Origin of the sequence: Bradyrhizobium sp. (assembly GCF_035484855.1) — a bacterium.
GTDB lineage: Bacteria > Pseudomonadota > Alphaproteobacteria > Rhizobiales > Xanthobacteraceae > Bradyrhizobium.
Genome location: NZ_DATHOP010000095.1, coordinates 1 through 18,935 on the forward strand (window position 1 = coordinate 1; position 18,935 = coordinate 18,935).

Annotated in this window: 18 protein-coding genes and 1 tRNA gene; 5 read left to right on the plus strand and 14 right to left on the minus strand. The window is 62.1% G+C overall.

Translation table 11 applies throughout. The annotated features are described in order from the left end of the window. Positions 1–608 (minus strand): porin (locus tag VK804_RS10690; RefSeq protein WP_325370763.1); only part of this gene is annotated, 608 nt, incomplete at its 3' end. A 904-nt stretch (positions 609–1,512) separates the two neighbouring features. On the opposite strand from VK804_RS10690, the gene VK804_RS10695 reads away from it, so the two are divergent. Further along, positions 1,513–1,606, plus strand: a tRNA-Ser gene (locus VK804_RS10695). Between the two features lie 53 nt (positions 1,607–1,659). Here VK804_RS10695 and VK804_RS10700 read toward each other — a convergent pair. The 5 genes from VK804_RS10700 to VK804_RS10720 form a co-directional block, all read right to left on the minus strand. Then, positions 1,660–2,232, minus strand: coding sequence for a hypothetical protein (locus tag VK804_RS10700; RefSeq protein ID WP_325370765.1), 573 nt, complete (start codon positions 2,230–2,232; stop codon positions 1,660–1,662). Positions 2,233–2,413: 181 nt separating this feature from the next. Continuing rightward, positions 2,414–5,110 (minus strand): tetratricopeptide repeat protein, encoded by a 2,697-nt coding sequence (locus VK804_RS10705; protein ID WP_325370767.1) that lies wholly within the window; start codon positions 5,108–5,110, stop codon positions 2,414–2,416. A gap of 346 nt (positions 5,111–5,456) precedes the next feature. Then, positions 5,457–5,723, minus strand: a complete 267-nt coding sequence (locus tag VK804_RS10710) for a hypothetical protein (protein ID WP_325370769.1) — start codon at positions 5,721–5,723, stop codon at positions 5,457–5,459. A gap of 1,390 nt (positions 5,724–7,113) precedes the next feature. Next, entirely contained in the window at positions 7,114–8,598 is a 1,485-nt protein-coding gene (gene gatB, locus VK804_RS10715; protein WP_325370771.1) for an Asp-tRNA(Asn)/Glu-tRNA(Gln) amidotransferase subunit GatB, read from the minus strand. 245 nt (positions 8,599–8,843) lie between these two features. After that, the gene (locus VK804_RS10720; RefSeq protein ID WP_325370773.1) at positions 8,844–9,311 is read right to left on the minus strand and encodes an acyltransferase; all 468 of its coding nucleotides are present in this window, start codon (positions 9,309–9,311) and stop codon (positions 8,844–8,846) included. A 250-nt stretch (positions 9,312–9,561) separates the two neighbouring features. Between VK804_RS10720 and VK804_RS10725 the strand changes: the two genes are divergently transcribed. Both VK804_RS10725 and VK804_RS10730 read left to right on the plus strand, forming a co-directional pair. Next, on the plus strand, positions 9,562–10,107 hold the full coding sequence (locus VK804_RS10725; protein ID WP_325370775.1) for a class I SAM-dependent methyltransferase: 546 nt from the start codon (positions 9,562–9,564) through the stop codon (positions 10,105–10,107). A 42-nt stretch (positions 10,108–10,149) separates the two neighbouring features. After that, positions 10,150–11,010 carry an FkbM family methyltransferase gene (locus VK804_RS10730; protein ID WP_325370777.1) on the plus strand — a complete coding sequence of 287 codons (861 nt, stop codon included), beginning with the start codon at positions 10,150–10,152 and terminating at the stop codon, positions 11,008–11,010. A 55-nt stretch (positions 11,011–11,065) separates the two neighbouring features. Here the strand turns inward: VK804_RS10730 and VK804_RS10735 are convergent, their stop codons facing one another. From VK804_RS10735 to VK804_RS10755, 5 genes are all read right to left on the minus strand, one after another. Further along, positions 11,066–11,380, minus strand: coding sequence for a hypothetical protein (locus tag VK804_RS10735; RefSeq protein ID WP_325370778.1), 315 nt, complete (start codon positions 11,378–11,380; stop codon positions 11,066–11,068). Further along, the gene (gene gatA / locus VK804_RS10740) at positions 11,371–12,843 is read right to left on the minus strand and encodes an Asp-tRNA(Asn)/Glu-tRNA(Gln) amidotransferase subunit GatA (RefSeq protein WP_325370780.1); all 1,473 of its coding nucleotides are present in this window, start codon (positions 12,841–12,843) and stop codon (positions 11,371–11,373) included. Before gatA ends, VK804_RS10735 begins: the two co-directional genes overlap by 10 nt. Next, on the minus strand, positions 12,840–13,049 hold the full coding sequence (locus VK804_RS10745) for a hypothetical protein (RefSeq protein ID WP_325370782.1): 210 nt from the start codon (positions 13,047–13,049) through the stop codon (positions 12,840–12,842). The genes gatA and VK804_RS10745 overlap by 4 nt, the downstream gene beginning before the upstream one ends. Before the next feature lie 19 nt (positions 13,050–13,068). Further along, positions 13,069–13,356 (minus strand): Asp-tRNA(Asn)/Glu-tRNA(Gln) amidotransferase subunit GatC, encoded by a 288-nt coding sequence (gene gatC, locus VK804_RS10750; RefSeq protein WP_325370784.1) that lies wholly within the window; start codon positions 13,354–13,356, stop codon positions 13,069–13,071. 79 nt (positions 13,357–13,435) lie between these two features. After that, positions 13,436–14,512 carry a nitronate monooxygenase gene (locus VK804_RS10755; RefSeq protein WP_325370786.1) on the minus strand — a complete coding sequence of 359 codons (1,077 nt, stop codon included), beginning with the start codon at positions 14,510–14,512 and terminating at the stop codon, positions 13,436–13,438. A 130-nt stretch (positions 14,513–14,642) separates the two neighbouring features. On the opposite strand from VK804_RS10755, the gene VK804_RS10760 reads away from it, so the two are divergent. Further along, complete coding sequence (locus VK804_RS10760; RefSeq protein WP_325370787.1) at positions 14,643–15,533, plus strand: LysR family transcriptional regulator; 891 nt, start codon at positions 14,643–14,645, stop codon at positions 15,531–15,533. Here the strand turns inward: VK804_RS10760 and VK804_RS10765 are convergent. Next, complete coding sequence (locus VK804_RS10765) at positions 15,520–15,735, minus strand: hypothetical protein (protein ID WP_325370788.1); 216 nt, start codon at positions 15,733–15,735, stop codon at positions 15,520–15,522. The genes VK804_RS10760 and VK804_RS10765 overlap by 14 nt on opposite strands. Positions 15,736–15,792: 57 nt before the next feature. Between VK804_RS10765 and ruvX the strand changes: the two genes are divergently transcribed. Then, positions 15,793–16,284, plus strand: coding sequence for a Holliday junction resolvase RuvX (ruvX, locus tag VK804_RS10770; protein WP_325370789.1), 492 nt, complete (start codon positions 15,793–15,795; stop codon positions 16,282–16,284). Positions 16,285–16,339: 55 nt separating this feature from the next. Here the strand turns inward: ruvX and VK804_RS10775 are convergent, their stop codons facing one another. Further along, positions 16,340–17,122 carry a type II CAAX endopeptidase family protein gene (locus VK804_RS10775; RefSeq protein WP_325370790.1) on the minus strand — a complete coding sequence of 261 codons (783 nt, stop codon included), beginning with the start codon at positions 17,120–17,122 and terminating at the stop codon, positions 16,340–16,342. Between the two features lie 163 nt (positions 17,123–17,285). Further along, on the minus strand, positions 17,286–18,929 hold the full coding sequence (locus VK804_RS10780) for an acyl-CoA dehydrogenase family protein (protein WP_325370791.1): 1,644 nt from the start codon (positions 18,927–18,929) through the stop codon (positions 17,286–17,288). Positions 18,930–18,935 lie beyond the last annotated feature (6 nt).

Here is an 18,935-nt window from a genome sequence, read left to right on the forward strand (position 1 = left end):
ATCACGCCGGTGACGGAGTCTTCGCCGCCGATCAGGTACGACGTGTTGTTGCCCGGATAACCGTTCCACGGCGACGCATAAGCCGAAGACGACTTACCGAAGGTGAAGCCGGCGAATTGCAGGAACACATACTCGACCGCGACATAGCCGCTGCCGGGCGTCATAAGCAGGGTTGTGCTGTTGGCGCCGAGGTTCGAGGCGAGGCCGCCGGGAGCGAACGAACTCTGTCCCAGGGTGTCGTACTGGAAGTCACCCTGGCCGAACGTGCGCACTACGCCGTATTGGGTCGCAGTGCGGGTATCGACGGTGATCGCCATACGGGCACGGGAGACCTCGTGGTTGACGTAGCGATCGCCAAGACCAAGATCGCCGCTCCAGGCCGGCTGATCGTAGATGCTGCCGTTGAACGTGGTATCAACGCGCAGATAACCACCCAGCTTGATGCAGGTATCGGTGCCCGGAATGTAGAAGAAACCGGCACCATACAGGGAGCAAATCTTCACGTACTCGACCGCTTTGGCCTTGACGGGAAGATCGGCTGCCTGAGCCCCACTCATGGCGATAAGACCCGCCGCTGAGCCGAGCATAAGGCTCTTAACCATCTTCATGATAACCTCCAAGTTGCTCTGTAGGGAAGGTTCCGGATCCGCTGGGTGCAAACACCCTAAGGTTGGTTCCCTTAATCCCTTGAAACCCGCTTAGCCGCTTCGCGCCTTCGGACACTCCCGCATGAACGCGAGGGACTTAAGCGAACCACCTAGAACGGGACGACCTCGGGATGCCCCCCTCCGTCGCAACATCACAATTACCGAAGGCTTCTGCACACGCAACAAAGGAACCACTCCGAACGACCTCCGACTGCGCGTTTTTGGAACGGTGTTGCACAAATAACACGCATCCGTGATCGAGATTTCATCGCAAGCCATTGTTCTGCAATGCTGTTTTCGATTAGTTCCATTTGGCGCAAGATCGATGCCTGGGCATCGCCGACGGCCGGTTTTCCACCATCGCCTCGCAATTCCCGCCGAATCGAGCACCGCAAGCCATATCGCCAGCGCGAAAAAACGGAAAATGATTCATCCGACGGTTGCGCGAAACAACCCCGGCCTGCAGCCGTGATATCGCGACTCGCGCCGACGGCATCGCAGTGCCGATCGAACTGCGCGGACGATTTGAAGAGTAATTTGCAATCCCGATCGCTGCGACTCGTTCCGCAGTCGCCGTAGAGAGGACTCGCGAAAAACCCTTATTTTACGGGCCTATTTCTATCTTCAGTCATGACGGCCGATCGCGCGCGCAACAATCGATTCTCGTGCGACGACGTCAATCGAAATCGCTGCGACGACGGTCGACGGGCATGAAATACGAACCCGCGCCGCGAAAAGCAGATTGGTGCGCGTGCGATCGTCGGCGATCGCTGAGCCATTATAAGGTCGCGATGAGGTCGCGGATTTCGCCGCGCCGAATCTGCCGCTTGCGGCTCGCCCCTTCGTCGGGCATATCGGCCGTGATGGAGCTGTGGCCGAGTGGCTGAAGGCGGCGGTTTGCTAAACCGTTATAGGGTTGTAAAGCCCTATCGAGGGTTCGAATCCCTCCGGCTCCGCCACCCCTCGCCCTGCGGGCTACGGGTGGCGGGCCACATTGTTGGGCGTTTCCGACTCAGTAAACCAGACCGGTGCCGGGCGGCTTTTCCATTGCCGCGGCAAGCGAGCGATATTCCTCGCTGTCGGTGCCGGCCAGAGCGGCGATCCGGGTCAGATGATATTCCGCCTGTTCGCGGTTGCCCTGTTCGAGCTGCCACAATCCATAATACTGCCAGGTCCTGACATGGTCGGGGTCGGCCTGCAGCGCGCGCTCGTACCAGATCTGCGACACCTTGTAGTCGCCGAGCTTGCGATAGGAATAGCCGATCAGGGTTGCCACCGAAGCGTTGTCGTCGTGACCGAGCGCCTTCAACTGCTCGATTGCGGCGGCGTAATCGTTGCGGTCGTAGATCGTGGCGTAGGCCGCCCGGTAAGCCGAGACGAACGCCGCATCCTCGATGCGGGGCTGGAGTTCGCTGGTCTTCTTCTTGCCGTTCGTCATCGGCTTGCTGCTGCTCGCCGGTGGCGGCGGCGGCGATGACGGTGTCGGATCTCCGCCGGCGAAACAGACGGACATCAACGTGGGCGCAACCAGCAGCGCCGCCGAGAACATCGCCAGCGTTAGAAACCTGGTCGTAAATTTGCGCATTCGACTCTCCCGATTTTCCAGTGGGCAATTTGGAAGCCAAGATTCCCTGAGTCTGAACCCCGGTACGCGCGTCACATTCCATTAAAGCACGGCGCCCGTGCCGATTGATCGGGGGCCATATGCCCGTCATTCACTTCCGCGTGACGGCCGGTTCGTCCGGCACGGTCGCCGGCCTGCAAATCTACCAGGGAACACGGATGTGGTCCGGAGGAAGACCGTCCTGGTAGCGTCGAACCATTGCCGAATAAGCGCTTTCGATGTGCCGGGTCTGCAGCGCCGTGTCGAACAAAGGCGCGGTCGAGCGATTTTGCGCGAGCCTCGCCCTGATCGCAGCCAACGCCTGCGGCTGTGTCGCCAACTCGATCGCCATCGTCTCAAATTGCTCCCCGGTCCGTGCGATCAGTTCGGGCAGGCCGACCGCGGTCAACAGGCTCGCGGCAACCCTGCCCGCGAAGGTCTCGCCGATTTGCGTCAACACCGGCAGGCCCGCCCATAGCGCGTCACTCGCCGTGGTGTGGGCGTTGTAGGGCAGCGTGTCCAGGAACAGGTCCGCCAGGCGATGCCGCGCCAGATGATCCGCCGATGAAGGCATCCGGTCGGCGAATACCAGCCGGTCCGGATCGACGCCGGCGGCGGCGGCTTCCCTTTGCAAATTGTTCACCGCCGAGGGATTGTCCTTGGTCAGCCACAACACGCTGCCCTCCACGGCTCTGAGCAGGTTCATCCGCGACCGAAACACCCTTGGATTGAATTTATAGGCGTTGTTGAAGCTGCAAAAGACAAAGCCGTTTTCAGGCAAGCCGAATTCGGCGCGGGCGAACGGTCGCTCCGAGATCGCGCGGCTTCTGTCGTCATGCGGCATGAAGCTGTGAGGAAGTTGGACGATCTTCTCCACGTAATTGACGTGATCCGACATCGGCACCAGCACCGGATCGGCTATCATGTAATCGATGTAGTCGGCCCCCATCGTTCCGGCATAACCCAGATATTGCGCCTGGACCGGTGACGGACGCCGCGCGGCGATGCCGGGTCGCCCGTACTTGGTAAGACCGGTCAAATCGACCAGGATGTCGATTTCGTGCGCCCTGATCAGGCTGGCGATCTCGTCGTCGCCTTGCGTTTCGACGTCGACAAATCGCTCGAACGCGGCCTCCAGGCGCTGCCGCATGTCCGAATTGTCATTCGGCCCCCACGATATCGCCGTTGTCTCGAACCTCGATTTGTCGTGGTGCTCGAACAATCCGGCGGTCAGATAAGAAACCACATTCTGGCGAAAGTCGAACGACAAATAGGCGACGCGAATGCGATCGTGGACGTATCGCTCGCCCTGCCAAAGCGGTTGGCTGGAAGGCGGATGCATGACCTTGATCCACATCCTGGCGCATGCGAGCTGGTCGGCGGCCGATGACGGAACCGCGAGGAATTCGAACGGTCCGGCATTAGTGCTGCCGCCCCTCACCGCTGCAATCAGCCGCGCGCAGTCTTCTTCCCAGCCGTTCCAGTGACAGATACAATTCTTGGCATTGATGCGGGCGCTTTCCGCCGCGGTCAGGTCGGGCTTTAACGACAGGGCCCTGTCATAGGCGGCGAGCGCCTCGTCAAATTGAGTGAATTCGCGCCACACGTTGCCGCGGCCGTACCACGCCTCCGCGAGCCCGGACTTGCGCGCCAGCGCCTCGTCATAGGCGATGGCGGCCTCCCGATAGCGCCGCAGCTCGTAGAGCACGTTGCCGCGGCCGAGCCAGGCTTCGGCCAATCCCGCGGCCTTGTCGTAGGCGGCAAGCGCCTCCTCGAACCATTTGAGCTTGAGCAGGCCGTTGCCTCGGCCAAGCCACGCGGCGCCGAGTTCGGGTTTGAGCGCCAAGGCCCTGTCGCAGGCCGCCAGCGCTTCTTGCTCGCGCGAAAACTCGAGCAACACATTGCCGCGGCCGAGCCAGGCCTCGGCCATTGCGTCGTTGAATCCGAGCGCCTTGTCATAGGCGGCAAGCGCCCGGTCATATCGCCTGAGTTCGCGCAGCACGTTGCCCCTGCCGACCCAGGCCTCCGCCGATTGCGGCCTGAGCGCCAAGGCGCCTTCATAGGCAGCCTCCGCCTCCTGATACCGTTGAAGCTCGCATAGCACGTTGCCGCGCGCGACGAAGATCTCGTCGGCGCCGGAATTGAGCGCTTGCGCCCTGTCATAGGCGATCAGGGCTTCATCGAACCGCCGCAGGTCAAACAGCACATTGCCATAGCCGAGCCAGGCGTCGGCCGAGTTCGGGTTCAATCGCAGCGCCCGGTCGAACGAAGCAATGGCTTCGTCGTGACGCTTCAGCTGACCGAACAACACACCGCGGTTGAGATGAGCCTCCGCATAGCTCGGATCGAGCGCGATGGCCTTTTCGATGCCGGCAAGCGCCAAATCATATTGTTGCAGGGCCGTCAGCACGAAGCCGCGCTCGGCCAGCGCCGCAACGTGGTTGGGCTCGTGCAGCAGCAGTTCGTCGAATTTCAGAAGCGATTCCTGCAACCGGCCTTGCTTGAGCAGCGCGCCGGCCAGCACATAGAGTAGGTAGGCGTTGCCGCGATCCGCCTCCAGGGCCTTCAGGCACACCGCGCCGGCCGTTGCGAAATCCTGCAACTGGCACAGCACCGTGGCGTAGTTTTGCGCAAACTGGATATTCGTCGGCTGAACCGACAGCGAGCGACCCATCAGTCGCGCGGCCTCGGCGCGGTTGCCGTTGGCCGCCTCGATAATGGCAAGCGAATGAAGTGCGTTGGCTTCCCGCGGATTCGATTTGATGATCTTGCGGTAGAGCTTTGCGGCTTCGGCAAACCGGCCGCTTCGATGCAGCGAAAACGCCTGTTGCAGGCTGTGAGCTTCGTCACGCTTCGACATAAAATCCGCGTAACAGAATAGCCGCCCTGCTTCAAGTAAAGCCCCGGTCGCGGCCTGTTCCGGCGCCACGCGAGGGTCACGGCCTGCCTCGTCAAGCGCGCTTGCGCTCGAGCGACCACCCGTTGCGGATCAATGCCTGGCGCGCGGCGGCGTGGTCGAGGGGCCGGTGCGGTTTCAGAATGGCCTGCTCCAGCCGCTCGAGGGCGCAACGCCCGCAAGCGCCTGCTGCTCGCCCGCGAAGCGATGCATCTCGATGCTGCAATCGTGGTGCGTTCCCCAGACCGCAATGATCGCCGTTCAAGGTTACCGGCTGGTCTATGTGGCGCCTCGTAAAAACCCGGAGAGCCTATTGCGCGGTCATCCAGGCCCGGGCTTCACGTTGGGCCGCGGCAATCTCGACTTCCGACATCATCTCGGCGACCTCGCGGCGCAGCGGGATCGCATCGGTGCGGCCTTTCAGGGCCGCGAGGTTGAACCACTTATGGGCAGCTACGAGATTGACCACGCCGGAACGCCCGCTCGCCCAGTACAGGCCACGCTCGTACAGCACGTCGGGGATGGCGCTCGCCTGCACCGGTATCGCGGTATCCTGATCGATGGTTCCCTGAAACATCCGCCGTCTCCTTTTTGATCTTGTTGGCCGCGCTCGCGCTACCCGCGCGCGGCTCCCGTCCAAATGCCAAACGTCCCGTTATTCCCCACGCCGTTTGCCGGCTTGTTGGAATGATCATGACCGATCAAATTTGAAGGGCAGTTTAAGTATCGCGATGAACGGGATGTAAACGCTCAGGCGGCGCCGATAGGTGCCGGATTGCAGTAGTCCGCGTGTGACGCGGGTTTCCGCCGCTTTGCCAGATTTGGTTTACCCTGCGATTTCGCGGAACGATAACCATCGGGGCGATTCCACACTCCGGAGGCGGCGCAGCGCGCGGCTGCGGTGGCGGCCTGACCCGCCGGCAGTCGCCGGTGCGGGCGGCTTGGTGCGGCGGATATCGTCAAGTTGGGAAAATCGAGAGCGCCGGGGCAATAGCCACGCGGACGATGGGAACGAGGGCGTCGGCGAACACGTCAGGACCAGATTTCACGTTGGACCCGGAGGTCCGGTGAAATTGCGGAGTTTTCGAGATCCGCACCGAACGAAGAAAAACCGTTTCTTCTGCCGGACCGGTTTTCGTCGGAGCGCGAGTCTCCCCGAAAATAACGATCCAGCCGTTTGACCTGATGTCTCGCCGACACCCTCTTTCGTCGACAGAGCCGCCTATCTAAAATTCGCTTCGAGAAGCAAATCGTCCTGAAGGCTCTCGTGACGTGCCGGCATCAAGCCGCCGGCAATTTTCTTCAAGCGAGATTTACTTCTTCTTGGCGACCTTGCGGGTCTTCTTCGCAGTCTTCTTCACTGCGCTCTTCGCCTTCTTTGCCTTCTTAGCTTTCTTGGCCATGTTGCCCTCCTAATGTAGTGAGATGGCTTAATCGCTGCGTGCACTCGGGAATCGAAATGCACTACATCCCGAATACACCAACACATTGAAAAAAACAGCGTCCCGCTTAAGGAAGTGTTGACGCGCCGAAGCGAGAGCGCGCGCGGCGTATTGATCGACAACATCACGAAGCGTTGGCGCGGCGATGCGAATGTCGCGCGAAAACCTGCATCGGCGAATGTCAAGATTAGAAGAATCGGCTGTGCTGCAGCCATTTCCATCAATCACGCATCCGACCACCGATGCGCACATGATGTCGCTGTGTTGCATCGAAGCCGGCCGAAAGTGCGTTGCGCGGACTCTGAGTCGCCGATTTTGGCAATAAAAAAATTTTCATGCCCACCGGCTTCGCGTCTCATCGGCGCTCGCCAAAACCGGATTTTTGCGCGAATCGCGCGCAGCTGATTCGCGGAGCTCGAAGCGTTCGTCGCGTACGATGCCGCCCGTTTATGGTGAATGATCGGTGCACGCGCAGCCCCTCGAGCGATGCCGCGGCCATGATGCCGCCGCGATCGCAGGCGACGTTCAGATGCCGAGTTTGGACTTGAGCAGGTCGTTGACGGCTTGCGGATTGGCCTTGCCGCCGGACGACTTCATCACCTGACCGACGAACCAGCCGATCAGTTGCGGTTTGGCGCGCGCTTGCGCCACCTTGTCGGGATTGGCCGCAACGATGTCGTCGACCACCTTCTCGATCGCCCCTAAGTCCGTGACCTGCTTCATGCCGCGCGCCTCGACCAGCGCAGGCGGGTCGCCGCCCTCCTGCCAGACGATCTCGAACAGGTCCTTGGCGATCTTCCCCGAGATGGTGCCCTCGCCGATCAAGTCGACGATGGCGCCAAGCTGGCTGGCCGACACCGGCGACGAAGCGATGTCGCGGCCTTCCTTGTTGAGCCGCCCGAACAACTCGTTGATCACCCAGTTGGCGGCGAGCTTGCCGGAGCTAGCCTGGTCGGCGAGACCCGCCAGCATGGCCTCGAAGAAGTCGGCGCTTTCCCGCTCCGTCACCAGCACGCCGGCATCATAGGGCGAGAGGCTGAAATCGGCGATGAAGCGCGCCTTCTTGCGGTCCGGCAATTCCGGCAAGTTCGCCTTCAATTCGGCGACATAGGCCTCGCTGAACTCCAGCGGCAACAGGTCGGGATCCGGGAAATAGCGGTAGTCGTGCGCCTCTTCCTTGGAGCGCATCGAGCGCGTCTCGCCCTTGTTGGGATCGAACCGCCGGGTTTCCTGGTCGATGGTGCCGCCGTCCTCGAGGATGCCGATCTGGCGGCGCGCCTCGTATTCGATGGCCTCGCCGATGAAGGCGATCGAGTTTATGTTCTTGATCTCGCAGCGGGTGCCGAGCGCTGCTCCCGGCCTGCGCACGCTGACATTGACGTCGACGCGGAGGCTACCCTTCTCCATGTCGCCGTCGCAGGTGCCGAGGTAGCGCATGATCGAGCGCAGTTTTGTGACATAGGCCTTGGCCTGCTCCGAGGAACGGATATCGGGCTTGGAGACGATCTCCATCAGGGCGACGCCGGCCCGGTTGAGGTCGATATAGGACATCGTCGGGCTGCGGTCGTGCAGCATCTTGCCGGGGTCCTGCTCGAGATGCAGCCGCTCGATGCCGACGGTCGCGGTCTCGCCGCCGGAAAGCTCGACGACCACCTCGCCTTCACCGACGATCGGCGATTTGTATTGGCTGATCTGATAGCCCTGCGGCAGATCCGGATAGAAATAGTTCTTGCGGTCGAACACCGAGCGCATATTGATTTTCGCGTTGAGCCCGAGGCCGGTCCGCACCGCCTGACGCACGCATTCCTCGTTGATCACCGGCAGCATACCCGGCATCGCCGCGTCGACCAGCGAGACATGGCTGTTCGGCTCGCCGCCGAATTCGGTCGAGGCCCCTGAAAACAGTTTTGAGTTGGAGGTGACCTGGGCATGGATTTCCATGCCGATGACGACTTCCCAGTCGCCGGTTGAGCCCTTGATCAGCTTTGATGGTTTGACGGCGACGTTCATGACGGCTCGGTTGGGCTGCGTCCGAAGACGCGGATTCACGGCAAAAAGCGTTGAAATAATTGAATATTTCTTCGCTAACGATGGGTTTTCGGGCGCCTCGGGCTCGATTCTTCGAGACGATGCCGCACTACTATAAATTAGGCCGCCGCGTGAGCCGATGCAACCGGCCGTCTATGGCAAAACCTTCGCTCCCGATCGCAGCTTGATCCGCAACACCCCGGCCCGCTGGCCTGGCATTTCTTTTTTCAGATTTGCGGATTGGTTTGGCCGATTTTTTTGGCGATATTGCCAGCGTAAATGGCGTAGGGCTCGATATCGCCGCGCACCACGCTACCCGCCCCAACCACTGCGTGCTTACCGATCCGGGACGGGCCCAGCACGACTACGCCGGAAGCCAACCAAACACCTTCTTCCAGAATGATGTCGCGTCCTTCCTTCGGATAGGATGTCACGCGTTCAGGTCCGAACTTTGTGACGTCGTGTGTACCGGTCAACAGCATGACTGTATGCCCGAAAAAACAATCCTTGCCGATTTCGACCCGGCCACTGGACACATTGATCAACATGTCGTTCGGCGGGTACTGCGACTTCCAGGCGATTCGGCTCGGATCGCCAAAAACGCGCCCTACGTGCAGGAGCGTATTGGCGATATGGGGCGCATTGCGCCTCACCAATTCAATGAACTCTGCGTCCGTCATCGCTTCCTCGCGCAACCGCGGTCTCGTCAGCCCCAACGTATCACAACTATCATGAGCACCGAGGGAATGCCATTGCCCGTGCCTGCCGCAAGCCCACCTCGCCGGCCGCGGAGTTCTACAGAATGGTCGAGACCACGGAGCAAACGGATATCAGGTCTGAAAAATGCCCGCGCCAACACTTCAAGTGCGACTCTTTCTGATGCGGAATCCGCGGCGAACTACTAAGCTACGACGGAGCTCAGTGAAGGCCGGAGTGGACACAAAGATGATGAGCGAACCACCAGCGGACGGAATCAAGCTTCATATTGGCGGCTGGGAACAGCGCGAGGGTTGGAAGATACTGGATGCGATCCCGGGGCCGATCGTCGATTACGTCGGGAATTGCACCGACCTGACTTTTCTCGACGACGAGAGTTGCTGCGAGGTTTATGCATCGCATGTACTCGAACATCTCGGATATAATGGAGAGCTTCAAAGTACGCTCAAGGGAATCTACCGAATCCTCAAACCGGGCGGCAGATTAAGGGCGTCCGTCCCCGATCTCGAAACGCTATGCAAGATATATGTCCACCCCAACGTCACGCCTCAGGGGCGCTTTCACGTTATGCGGATGATGTTCGGTGGCCGGACCACGCCATATGACGTTCACTATTCGGGGCTGGATACCGCCATTCTCGGAAGCTTTCTTCACGAAGCGGGATTCCGCGAAATCGAGCGTGTCGAAAAGTTCGGGGTATTCCAGGATACCAGCGAGTTGCGTTTCAGCGACACGCTGATAAGCCTCAATATGATTGCTCGTAAGCCTTTCTAGTTTCTTCCACGCTGTGGATTCAATACTTACCGCCGGGCCGTCATGAACAATGCACAGAACGCACCCTTCTTCAACATCGCACAGATGCTGCCGGGCCTTCCGCGCCTGAAGATCGTGGATGTCGGCGCCATGAGCCTCGGCGAAGGTACCGACGCGTATTCTCCGCTCGCAAACGCCACGCCATGCGACGTCTATGGGTTCGAGCCTGTTGCCGCAGAATTTGCGAAGCTCAAGGCCTCGGCGAAGCCGGGACATCATTATTTGCCGTATTTCGTCGGCGACGGATCGGCGCGAACGTTTTACGAGTGCAATTTCGCAATGACCTCGTCCTTGTTCGAGCCGAACAGCGCTCTGCTCGCCAAATTCCAGAACCTCGAGGAGCTTGCCCGCGTTCAGAAAACCTACCCCGTCCAAACCACGCGGCTCGACGATATTCCTGAACTCAAGGGCACCGACTTTCTCAAGGCCGACGTGCAGGGAGCCGAATTGATGGTGTTTGAGGGAGCGACCAGGCTGCTCGACGAGGTGCTGGTCGTTCACGCCGAGGTGGAATTTGTCGAATTGTACAAGGGCCAGCCGTTGTTCGCGGAGATCGACACCTATCTGCGATCGAAGGGATTTGCGCTCCATTTGTTGGGGAAGGCGGGAAGGACGTTCAAGCCGCTTGTATTCATGAACGATCCGAATGCGATGCTTAGCCAAATCCTTTGGGGCGATGCCGTCTATGTGCGCGACTTCATGTTGTTCGACCGGCTATCCGGCCAGGCGCTGCTCAAGATGGCGACGATCCTTCACGAGACCTATCGTTCGGTCGATCTTGCCGCGGTCGCGCTCGACGCTCACGACCGCCAGCATGGAACCCAGTTGCAGCCGGCCTATCTGAGAAAGCTCGGTGGGGGCTGATCGGAGGCGATCTCCTTGTGGATATCGTCCGTGGGTGACACTGCTCGCGGCGTAGTCAATCTGCCACTTTTCCGTCGCTCGCGATCAGTGCGAAGACGATCTGCTCCCACTCGCTCTCGAGCGAATCCGCCGCGACCGGTTTGCCGGCCCGCCGGTACCAATAACCGGCATTTCCGAGATCACCCTCGACCCGGTGCAGGTAGGCATGGACCCAGGCGGCGTCGGTGGTCTCCTCATCCTGCACGATCTTGTGCGCCTCGTCCCAACCGCCTTTGGCCGCCCACCACAGCGCGGCGAGCGGCGCATGGAGGCCCGGCGCAGGTGTCGCGCCGGAAATACTGGCTTTGAATTCGGCGGCGTTCACCACCACCTCGGCGGCGTGAAGCGGCCGGCAGCCTGCTCGATCACCTCGCCGAGCGAAAACAGCGTTTCCTCGTCGAACGGACGGCCGATCAATTGCAGCCCGAGCGGCAAGCCCTGTGCATCCTTGCCGGCGGGAACCGCGATCCCCGGCAGTCCCGCCATGTTCACCGTCACCGTAAAAATGTCGTTGAGATACATCTCGATGGGATCGCCGCCCTTCTCGCCGATGCCGAACGCCGCCGACGGCGTCGCTGGCGTCAGGATGGCGTTGACGCCCTTGGCAAAGCAATCCTCGAAATCCTTCTTGATAAGCGTGCGGACTTTTTGCGCGCGCAGGTAATAGGCGTCGTAGTAACCGGCCGAGAGCACATAGGTGCCGATCATGACGCGGCGGCGGACTTCGGCGCCGAAACCTCCGGCGCGGGTAGCTTCATACATGTCGCCGATCGAACGGGCGGGCACGCGCAGGCCGTAGCGCACGCCGTCATAGCGGGCGAGATTCGAAGAGGCTTCCGCCGGCGCGACGATATAATAGGCCGGCAGCGCGTATTTGGTGTGCGGCAACGACACCTCGACCAGCTCGGCGCCGGCTGCTTTCAGCCAGGCGGCGCCCTCGCTCCAGAGCTTTTCGATTTCCGCCGGCATGCCGTCGAGGCGGTATTCCCGGGGGATGCCGATCTTCATGCCTTTCACCGATTTTCCGATCGCTGCCTCGTAGTCCGGCACTTCGCGATCGACCGAGGTGGTGTCCTTGGGGTCGTGGCCTGCCATCGAGCGCATCAGGATCGCCGCATCCTGCACCGTGCGGGCGATCGGCCCCGCCTGGTCGAGCGAGGACGCAAAGGCGACGATGCCCCATCGCGAGCAACGGCCATAGGTCGGCTTCAGGCCGACGGTTGCGGTGAACGCCGCGGGCTGGCGGATCGAGCCGCCGGTGTCGGTCGCGGTCGCGCCCATGCAGAGCAAGGCCGCCACCGCCGAGGCCGAACCGCCGGACGAGCCGCCCGGCACCAGTGTGGTGTTGGCACCCTCGCGCCGCCACGGATTGACCACCGGGCCGAAGCACGAGGTTTCATTGGACGAACCCATCGCGAACTCGTCATTGTTGAGTTTTCCCAGCATCACCGCGCCGTCGCGCCAGAGCTGCGAGGTGACCGTGGATTCGTAAGCCGGCACGAAATCGCCGAGGATTTTGGAGCAGGCGGTGGTGCGCACGCCCTTGGTGGCGAACAGATCCTTGATTCCAAGCGGGATGCCGGCGAGCGGACCGCCCTCGCCCTTGGCGATTCCGGCATCGGCCTGCCGCGCCATGGCGCGCGCCTGATCCGGGGTTTCCTTCACAAAGGCATTCAGCGCGCGCGCGGCCTCGATCGCGTCGAGATGCGCGTTCGTCAGTTCCAGCGACGTAAAGGTCTTGTTCGCGAAGCCGCGTCGCGCCTCGGCGAGCGTCAGCGAGGTCAAATCGGTCATTTATCAACCGGGCTGCAGAAGAATGGCGACAGCGTCTTGTCGTTGGCCGGATCGTCCTTGACGCAGGCCTTGTCGGCGGCTTCCAGCGCATCGAGCACGGCATCGACCGCCTTGTCGCGATCGGCCGCCTTGCCCTGCCGCTCCATCGCGTCGAGGTAATTCATGTAGGCCGCATAGGCCTTTTCATCGTCGCAGAGCAGACACATCGGATTTCCCGTCCAAAACTTATTCCACGACTTTCGGTACCAGAAAGAAATAATCGTCGGTCGCCGGCGCATTCCCGACGATGTCGTCGGGGATACCGCCGTCCGTCACCACGTCAGCCCGCTTCTTCATTTCCATCGGCGTCACCGAGGTCATCGGCTCGACGCCCTCGACATCGACTTCCGACAATTGCTCGACGAACGCCAGCATGGCGTTCAACTCGCCCGCTAGATGCGGAATCTCGGCCTCGGAGACCGCGATTCGCGCGAGATGAGCGATACGGCGAACGGTGGCGGCATCGACGGACATTATATAGGGCCTCGGACGGCGGGTTTCAGGGCCGTATAGCAGAGGGGGCTTTTGCGCCGCAACCGCAGTCGTCGTCCGCTCAGCCCGCTATTTGGGCAAGCCGCGCCAGCGCAGCTGCGGCCAGTGCCCGCGTTAGCTCGGCGGCCGGCATGTCGCTCCCCAGTCCTACCGCCTGCCCCGCCCAGAGATTGGTGAAATCGACCCGGCCGAGCTTCTCGGCCGCCGCCTTCAAGGGCGCGAGCGCGGTCGCGGCATGGGGAAAAGCCGGTGCGTCAGGGGAAATCGGGCCGACTTCGCGCATCACTCGGTTCCTGACCCCGCGCGCGAGGCGGCCGGTCATGACGTTGGTGATGACGGTAGAATCGTCCCTCGCCTCGGCTAGCGCGGCGCGCACCGCCGGGGTCACCTTCGATTCCGGACAACGCAGATAGGCGGTGCCGATCTGCACGCCGGCAGCCCCCAGCGCGAAGGCGGCTGCGATGCCCCGCCCGTCGGCTATGCCGCCGGCGGCGATCACCGGTACCTTCACCGCGTTCACCACCTGCGGCACCAGCGCGAAGGTGCCGGGCTGCCCGGCGATATCGTCGGTCAGGAACATGCCGCGATGGCCGCCGGCTTCCGCGCCCTGCGCGATGATGACGTCGACGCCGTTCTGCTCGAGCCAGATCGCTTCCTTCACGATGGTCGCGGACGACATCACGAGGCAGCCCGTGGCCTTGACGCGCTTCAGCAGCGCGGCCTCGGGAAGCCCGAAATGGAAACTGACGATTTCGGGCTTCAATTCCTCGACGAGATCGCACATCGCGCCACCGAACGGCGCACGGTTGGCGGCGTTGACGGGCGCCGCAGGATCGAGCCCCAACTCCTCATAGTAGGGTGCCAGCCTCCGCTTCCACCCGGCCTCGCGGCCGGGGTCGGCATCGACGGGCTGATGGCAAAAGAAGTTCATGTTGAGCGGCCCGGACACCCGCTGGCGGATGACGTTGAACTGCTCGCGTGCTTTCTCCACCGACAGCATTGCGCATGGCAGCGAGCCGAGCGCACCGCCCTGCGCCGCGGCCATCACGAGGTCGGCGTCCTGCACGCCCGCCATCGGCGCCTGCACGATGGGAAATTCGATCTTGAAAAGGTCGAGAATTCGGCGGTCCGGCCACATGGTTCTGATCTTTCGGATAAGAGGGATTGGCGCAAGCGCCAATCTGGACATCAAGCATAAGCCCGGCTAGCATTCATTATAAGTGATTTCTTTAGAACGCTGTCATCTTGAAAACGAAACGGTCAAGCTCATGGAATTGTCCGATCTGGTGACCTTCTCAACCGTTGCCCGCGTCGGCGGCATCACCCGCGCGGCCAGCGAGCTCAACACCGTTCAATCCAACATCACCCAGCGGGTGAAGGCGCTGGAAGCCGAGATTGGCACCGCCCTGTTCGAGCGGCACAGCCGCGGCATGACGCTGACGGGCGCCGGCCGAAGGCTGTTGCCGTATGCGGAGCGGATGGCCGCGCTGTCGCGCGAGGCCCTTCTCGCCGCTCGTGATGACGGCGAGCCCAAGGGGCCTTTGGCGATCGGCTCGCTGGAAACGACGGCAGCGGTGCGCCTGCCACAGTTATTGGCCGCATTTCACCGGCGATTCCCCGCGGTGCAATTGAGCCTGCGGACCGCGACGACGGCGGATCTGGTCGCCGCCGTGCTCGAGGGCGCGCTCGACGGCGCTTTTGTCGCCGGTCCGATCGAACATGCCGAATTGATCGCCGAGACCGCTTTCAGGGAAGAACTGGTGCTGGTGACGGCGCGGCACTGGTCCAGCCTCGCGGCCTTGCGCGCCGCCACGCCCGAATCGGGTCCGACAGCCCTGGTGTTCCGCGCCGGATGCACCTATCGGCAAAAACTTGAACAGGTTTTCGCCGAGTTCGGCTGGCCGTGTTCGGCGCGATTCGAATTCGGCACGCTCGACGGCATGGTCGGCTGCGCGGCAGCCGACATGGGCGTGACGCTGCTGCCGCGCGCGGTGGTCGAGCGTGGCGAGCTCAGCGGCAACATCCGCATCCACAGGCTCAAGCCGTCGCAATCGCGGGTCGATACCCTCTTCATCCGGCGCCGCGCCGCGCATCATTACAGCGCACTGCAAGGTTTTGCCTCCTGCCTGAAGGAAAACGCCGAGGTCATTGCGGCCTGAGGCCAAAGCGCCGCAGCGCGACCACCGCCCAGATCGCCTCGACCAGCCCGAACGGCCAGGCTCCCTGCAAAAATCCGTAAACCGATCCGAGCGCGCAGGCGACCGCGAAGGCCAGCACGAACCAGCGGCTGCGGTCCTCCAGCGCGTAGGTCAGAAGCATCAATGTGACCGCAAACAACCCGAATGATGTCAGCCGGTCCATGCCGTCAGCCTTTCGCCGCTTTTGCACGCATTGGGAGGCGCGTGGTATGCGCTATCCATGCCAGCCCTTATCCTGCCCTTGATCGATGCTGTAACACACTGGCCCGTGCGGGGCCCCCTTGTCGGTCTCGATCTCGGCACCAAGACCATTGGGGTTGCGGTATCCGATCCCGACCGCAGGCTTGCGACCGGCGTCGAGACCATCAAGCGCAAGGCATTCAAATCCGACGCCGCGCGGCTCTTGTCGATCGCGGCCGAGCGCAATGCGGCCGGCTTCGTGCTCGGCCTGCCCATCAACATGGACGGCAGCGAAGGTCCGCGCGCGCAATCGACCCGCGCGTTCGCCCGCAATTTCTCAAGACTCACCGATCTTGCGATCGCACTGTGGGACGAGCGGCTTTCCACCGCCGCCGTCGAGCGCGAATTGATCGGCATGGATATGAGCCGCGCCCGCCGCGCCGAAGTAATCGACGAGCATGCGGCGATCTTCATCCTGCAGGGCGCGCTGGACCGGCTCTCGTCATTGCGAGCGCAGCGAAGCAATCCATAGCCGGCGAGGAAAGTGTGGATTGCTTCGCTGCGCTCGCAATGACGGAAAGGCCCTCTTATCCATGCCCCGCCAGCAGCCAGGTCTGCACCACCGCGGCGAGGTTGTTGAGCCCGTGCATGAAGATCGTCAGCCAGGTCGATTGATAGCGATAGCGGAAATAGCCGAGCAATAGTCCGATCGAAAACACCTCGCCGAAGAAGAACCAGTCATATTGCAGATGCAGCGAGGTCCACACCAGCGACGACAGCAGGATGGCGCCCGGTGGCCGGAGAACGGATTCCGACCAGCCGCGATAGAGAAAACCGCGCGCGAATAATTCCTCCGAGACGGGAGCTGCGACGCTGAACGCGATCACCAGAAGCCACAATGCGCCATCGGCCTGAGCCGATTGCAGTACGTCGCCCATGAATCCGGGCTCGACATCGCGCCCGGCCGCGCGCGACACCAGGTCCCAACCCGTTACCAGCACGCCGAGCGCGACCGCGCCGATCAGGAAATGGACCCAGGAGGTACCACGCAACGCGAGATAATCGGCAAATGGCGTCCGCGTCGGACGGATCGCGATCCATAACGCCGCCAGCACGGCCGGCAACCCCATGATCACGGAGAGCGCAATCGTCAAGCCGCGGCCGCTGACGGCGGGGATGGAAGCAAGATCGATCGGCCCTCCCCGCTGCAACACGAACCAGGCCACGACAGCCATTTGCCCGACAAACATCGCGGCGAACACGACGAGGCCCCAAAGCAAGGTGCCCCAGAATTTCCAGATGCGCGGCGGACGTTGGGCTGGAACGACCGGAGCGGTCGCGGCGGGATTTTCGGGATCGAGGGAATCCATCAATGGGCTTTCAGCTTTTTGCCGTCATGCCCGGCCCTGTGCCGGGCATCCACGTCTTTCTTTGTACCGAGGTGGCTTAAGAAGACGTGGATGGCCGGGTATAGGCGAGCGGAAGCGACGCCGTCTTTCAGACGGCTATGCCCGGCCATGACGGGAGAGATATTCACGGCAATGCCCGTTCCAGCAACCTTCTGACATCGTCGGTCGCAAGATCGACGGCGCCGTACATGCTGGCGTGATTTTGCGCAAGCCGGGTTCTCGCAAACAATTCGGCGTGATGCGGCGATATCGCCTTGAGCGCGGCGCTTGCGGCAAGCAGCGCCAGTTTTTCGACGGCCAGCCGCGCCACGCACTCGCCGTCGGGCCGGCGGAAAGTCTTGCCGATGAAGGTCACAGCGTCGCCGGCGCCCGGCAATCCCCTGGTTTCCTCGGCCAACTCCTGCAGAACGGCGGAGGCGGCCTCGGCCTCGCGCGACAGTGCCCGCAGCACGTCGAGGCACATCACATTGCCGGAGCCTTCCCAGATCGCATTGACCGGAGACTCGCGAAAATGACGCGCCAGAATGCCCTCTTCGACATAGCCGTTGCCGCCGAGGCACTCCATCGCCTCGTACAAAAATCCCGGCGCGCTCTTGCAGACCCAGTATTTTATCGCCGGCGTCAGGAGCCGCATATAAGCAGCCTCGGCCGGATCATGCGGCGCGCGGTCGAATGAACGGCATAGCCGCATGACGAGCGCGATCGAAGCCTCGACATGCAGCGCCATGTCCGACAGTACCGCCTGCATCAGCGGCTGATCGGCGAGATGTTTCTGGAATACGCTGCGATATCTGGCGTGATGCAGCGCATGGGCCAGGCCCGAGCGCATCAGCCCGGCGGAGGCGATGGCGCAATCCTGCCGCGTCAGCTGCACCATCTGGATGATGGTGCGGATGCCCTTGCCCTCGTCGCCGACGCGCTCCGCATAGGCGCCGACGAATTCGACCTCGGAGGAGGCATTGGAGCGATTGCCGAGCTTGTCCTTGAGCCGCTGGAACTGGATCGCATTGACCGAGCCGTCCGGCCGAAAGCGCGGCATGAAGAAACAAGTGAGGCCTTCGTCGGCCTGCGCCAGCACCAGAAAGGCATCGCACATCGGCGCCGACATGAACCATTTGTGGCCGGCGATGCGGTAGGCCTCGCCGTCGCGTTCCGCCCGCGTCATGTTGGAACGCACGTCGGTACCGCCCTGCTTCTCGGTCATGCCCATGCCGAGCGTCATGCCGCGCTTGGTCCACCATGGCGCAAAGGTGGGATCGTAGGCGCGCGTGCCGATGACCGGCATGGTCCTTGCCAAAAGCTCCGGTTGCGCCGCCAATGCCGCAACGGACGCGCGCGTCATGGTGATCGGGCAGAGATGCCCGGTCTCCACCTGTGCCGCCATGTAGAATTTTGCAGCGCGGCTGACCTCGGCGGCGCCGCCGGCCGGCTTGCCATCCGCGTTCCAGGTCGAGTTGTGCACGCCGGCATGCGCGCTGCGCGCCATCAGCTCGTGATAGGCGGGATGAAACTCCACCTCGTCGCGGCGATTGCCCCGCGAGTCAAATGTCCGAAGTTTTGGTGTGTTCTCATTGGCGATCCGGCCGCGCTCGGCCATCGCGGCCGAACCCCAGTGTTTTCCGAATTCGGACAGTTCGCTTTCCGACGCAGCCCCGCCATTGGCCGCGACCGCTTCCAAAAGCGGCCGATCGACGGCGAACAGATCGACGTCCCAAAACGGCGGCGACTGGTTGAACACTTCGTGGGTGGCGAATTTGGCCTGGGTCATGGCCGC

Bases quoted from the DNA above. Each gene is read 5' to 3' on its own strand.
- VK804_RS10760 (WP_325370787.1), top strand. From the start codon at position 14,643: ATGGAATTGTCCGATCTGGTGACCTTCTCAACCGTTGCCCGCGTCGGC.
- VK804_RS10730 (WP_325370777.1), top strand. From the start codon at position 10,150: ATGAACAATGCACAGAACGCACCCTTCTTCAACATCGCACAGATGCTG.
- ruvX (WP_325370789.1), top strand. From the start codon at position 15,793: ATGCCAGCCCTTATCCTGCCCTTGATCGATGCTGTAACACACTGGCCC.
- VK804_RS10775 (WP_325370790.1), bottom strand. From the start codon at position 17,122: ATGGATTCCCTCGATCCCGAAAATCCCGCCGCGACCGCTCCGGTCGTT.
- gatA (WP_325370780.1), bottom strand. From the start codon at position 12,843: ATGACCGATTTGACCTCGCTGACGCTCGCCGAGGCGCGACGCGGCTTC.
- gatC (WP_325370784.1), bottom strand. From the start codon at position 13,356: ATGTCCGTCGATGCCGCCACCGTTCGCCGTATCGCTCATCTCGCGCGA.
- VK804_RS10755 (WP_325370786.1), bottom strand. From the start codon at position 14,512: ATGTGGCCGGACCGCCGAATTCTCGACCTTTTCAAGATCGAATTTCCC.
- VK804_RS10725 (WP_325370775.1), top strand. From the start codon at position 9,562: ATGATGAGCGAACCACCAGCGGACGGAATCAAGCTTCATATTGGCGGC.
- VK804_RS10765 (WP_325370788.1), bottom strand. From the start codon at position 15,735: ATGGACCGGCTGACATCATTCGGGTTGTTTGCGGTCACATTGATGCTT.
- VK804_RS10745 (WP_325370782.1), bottom strand. From the start codon at position 13,049: ATGTGTCTGCTCTGCGACGATGAAAAGGCCTATGCGGCCTACATGAAT.
- VK804_RS10780 (WP_325370791.1), bottom strand. From the start codon at position 18,929: ATGACCCAGGCCAAATTCGCCACCCACGAAGTGTTCAACCAGTCGCCG.
- VK804_RS10710 (WP_325370769.1), bottom strand. From the start codon at position 5,723: ATGTTTCAGGGAACCATCGATCAGGATACCGCGATACCGGTGCAGGCG.
- gatB (WP_325370771.1), bottom strand. From the start codon at position 8,598: ATGAACGTCGCCGTCAAACCATCAAAGCTGATCAAGGGCTCAACCGGC.
- VK804_RS10705 (WP_325370767.1), bottom strand. From the start codon at position 5,110: ATGTCGAAGCGTGACGAAGCTCACAGCCTGCAACAGGCGTTTTCGCTG.
- VK804_RS10700 (WP_325370765.1), bottom strand. From the start codon at position 2,232: ATGCGCAAATTTACGACCAGGTTTCTAACGCTGGCGATGTTCTCGGCG.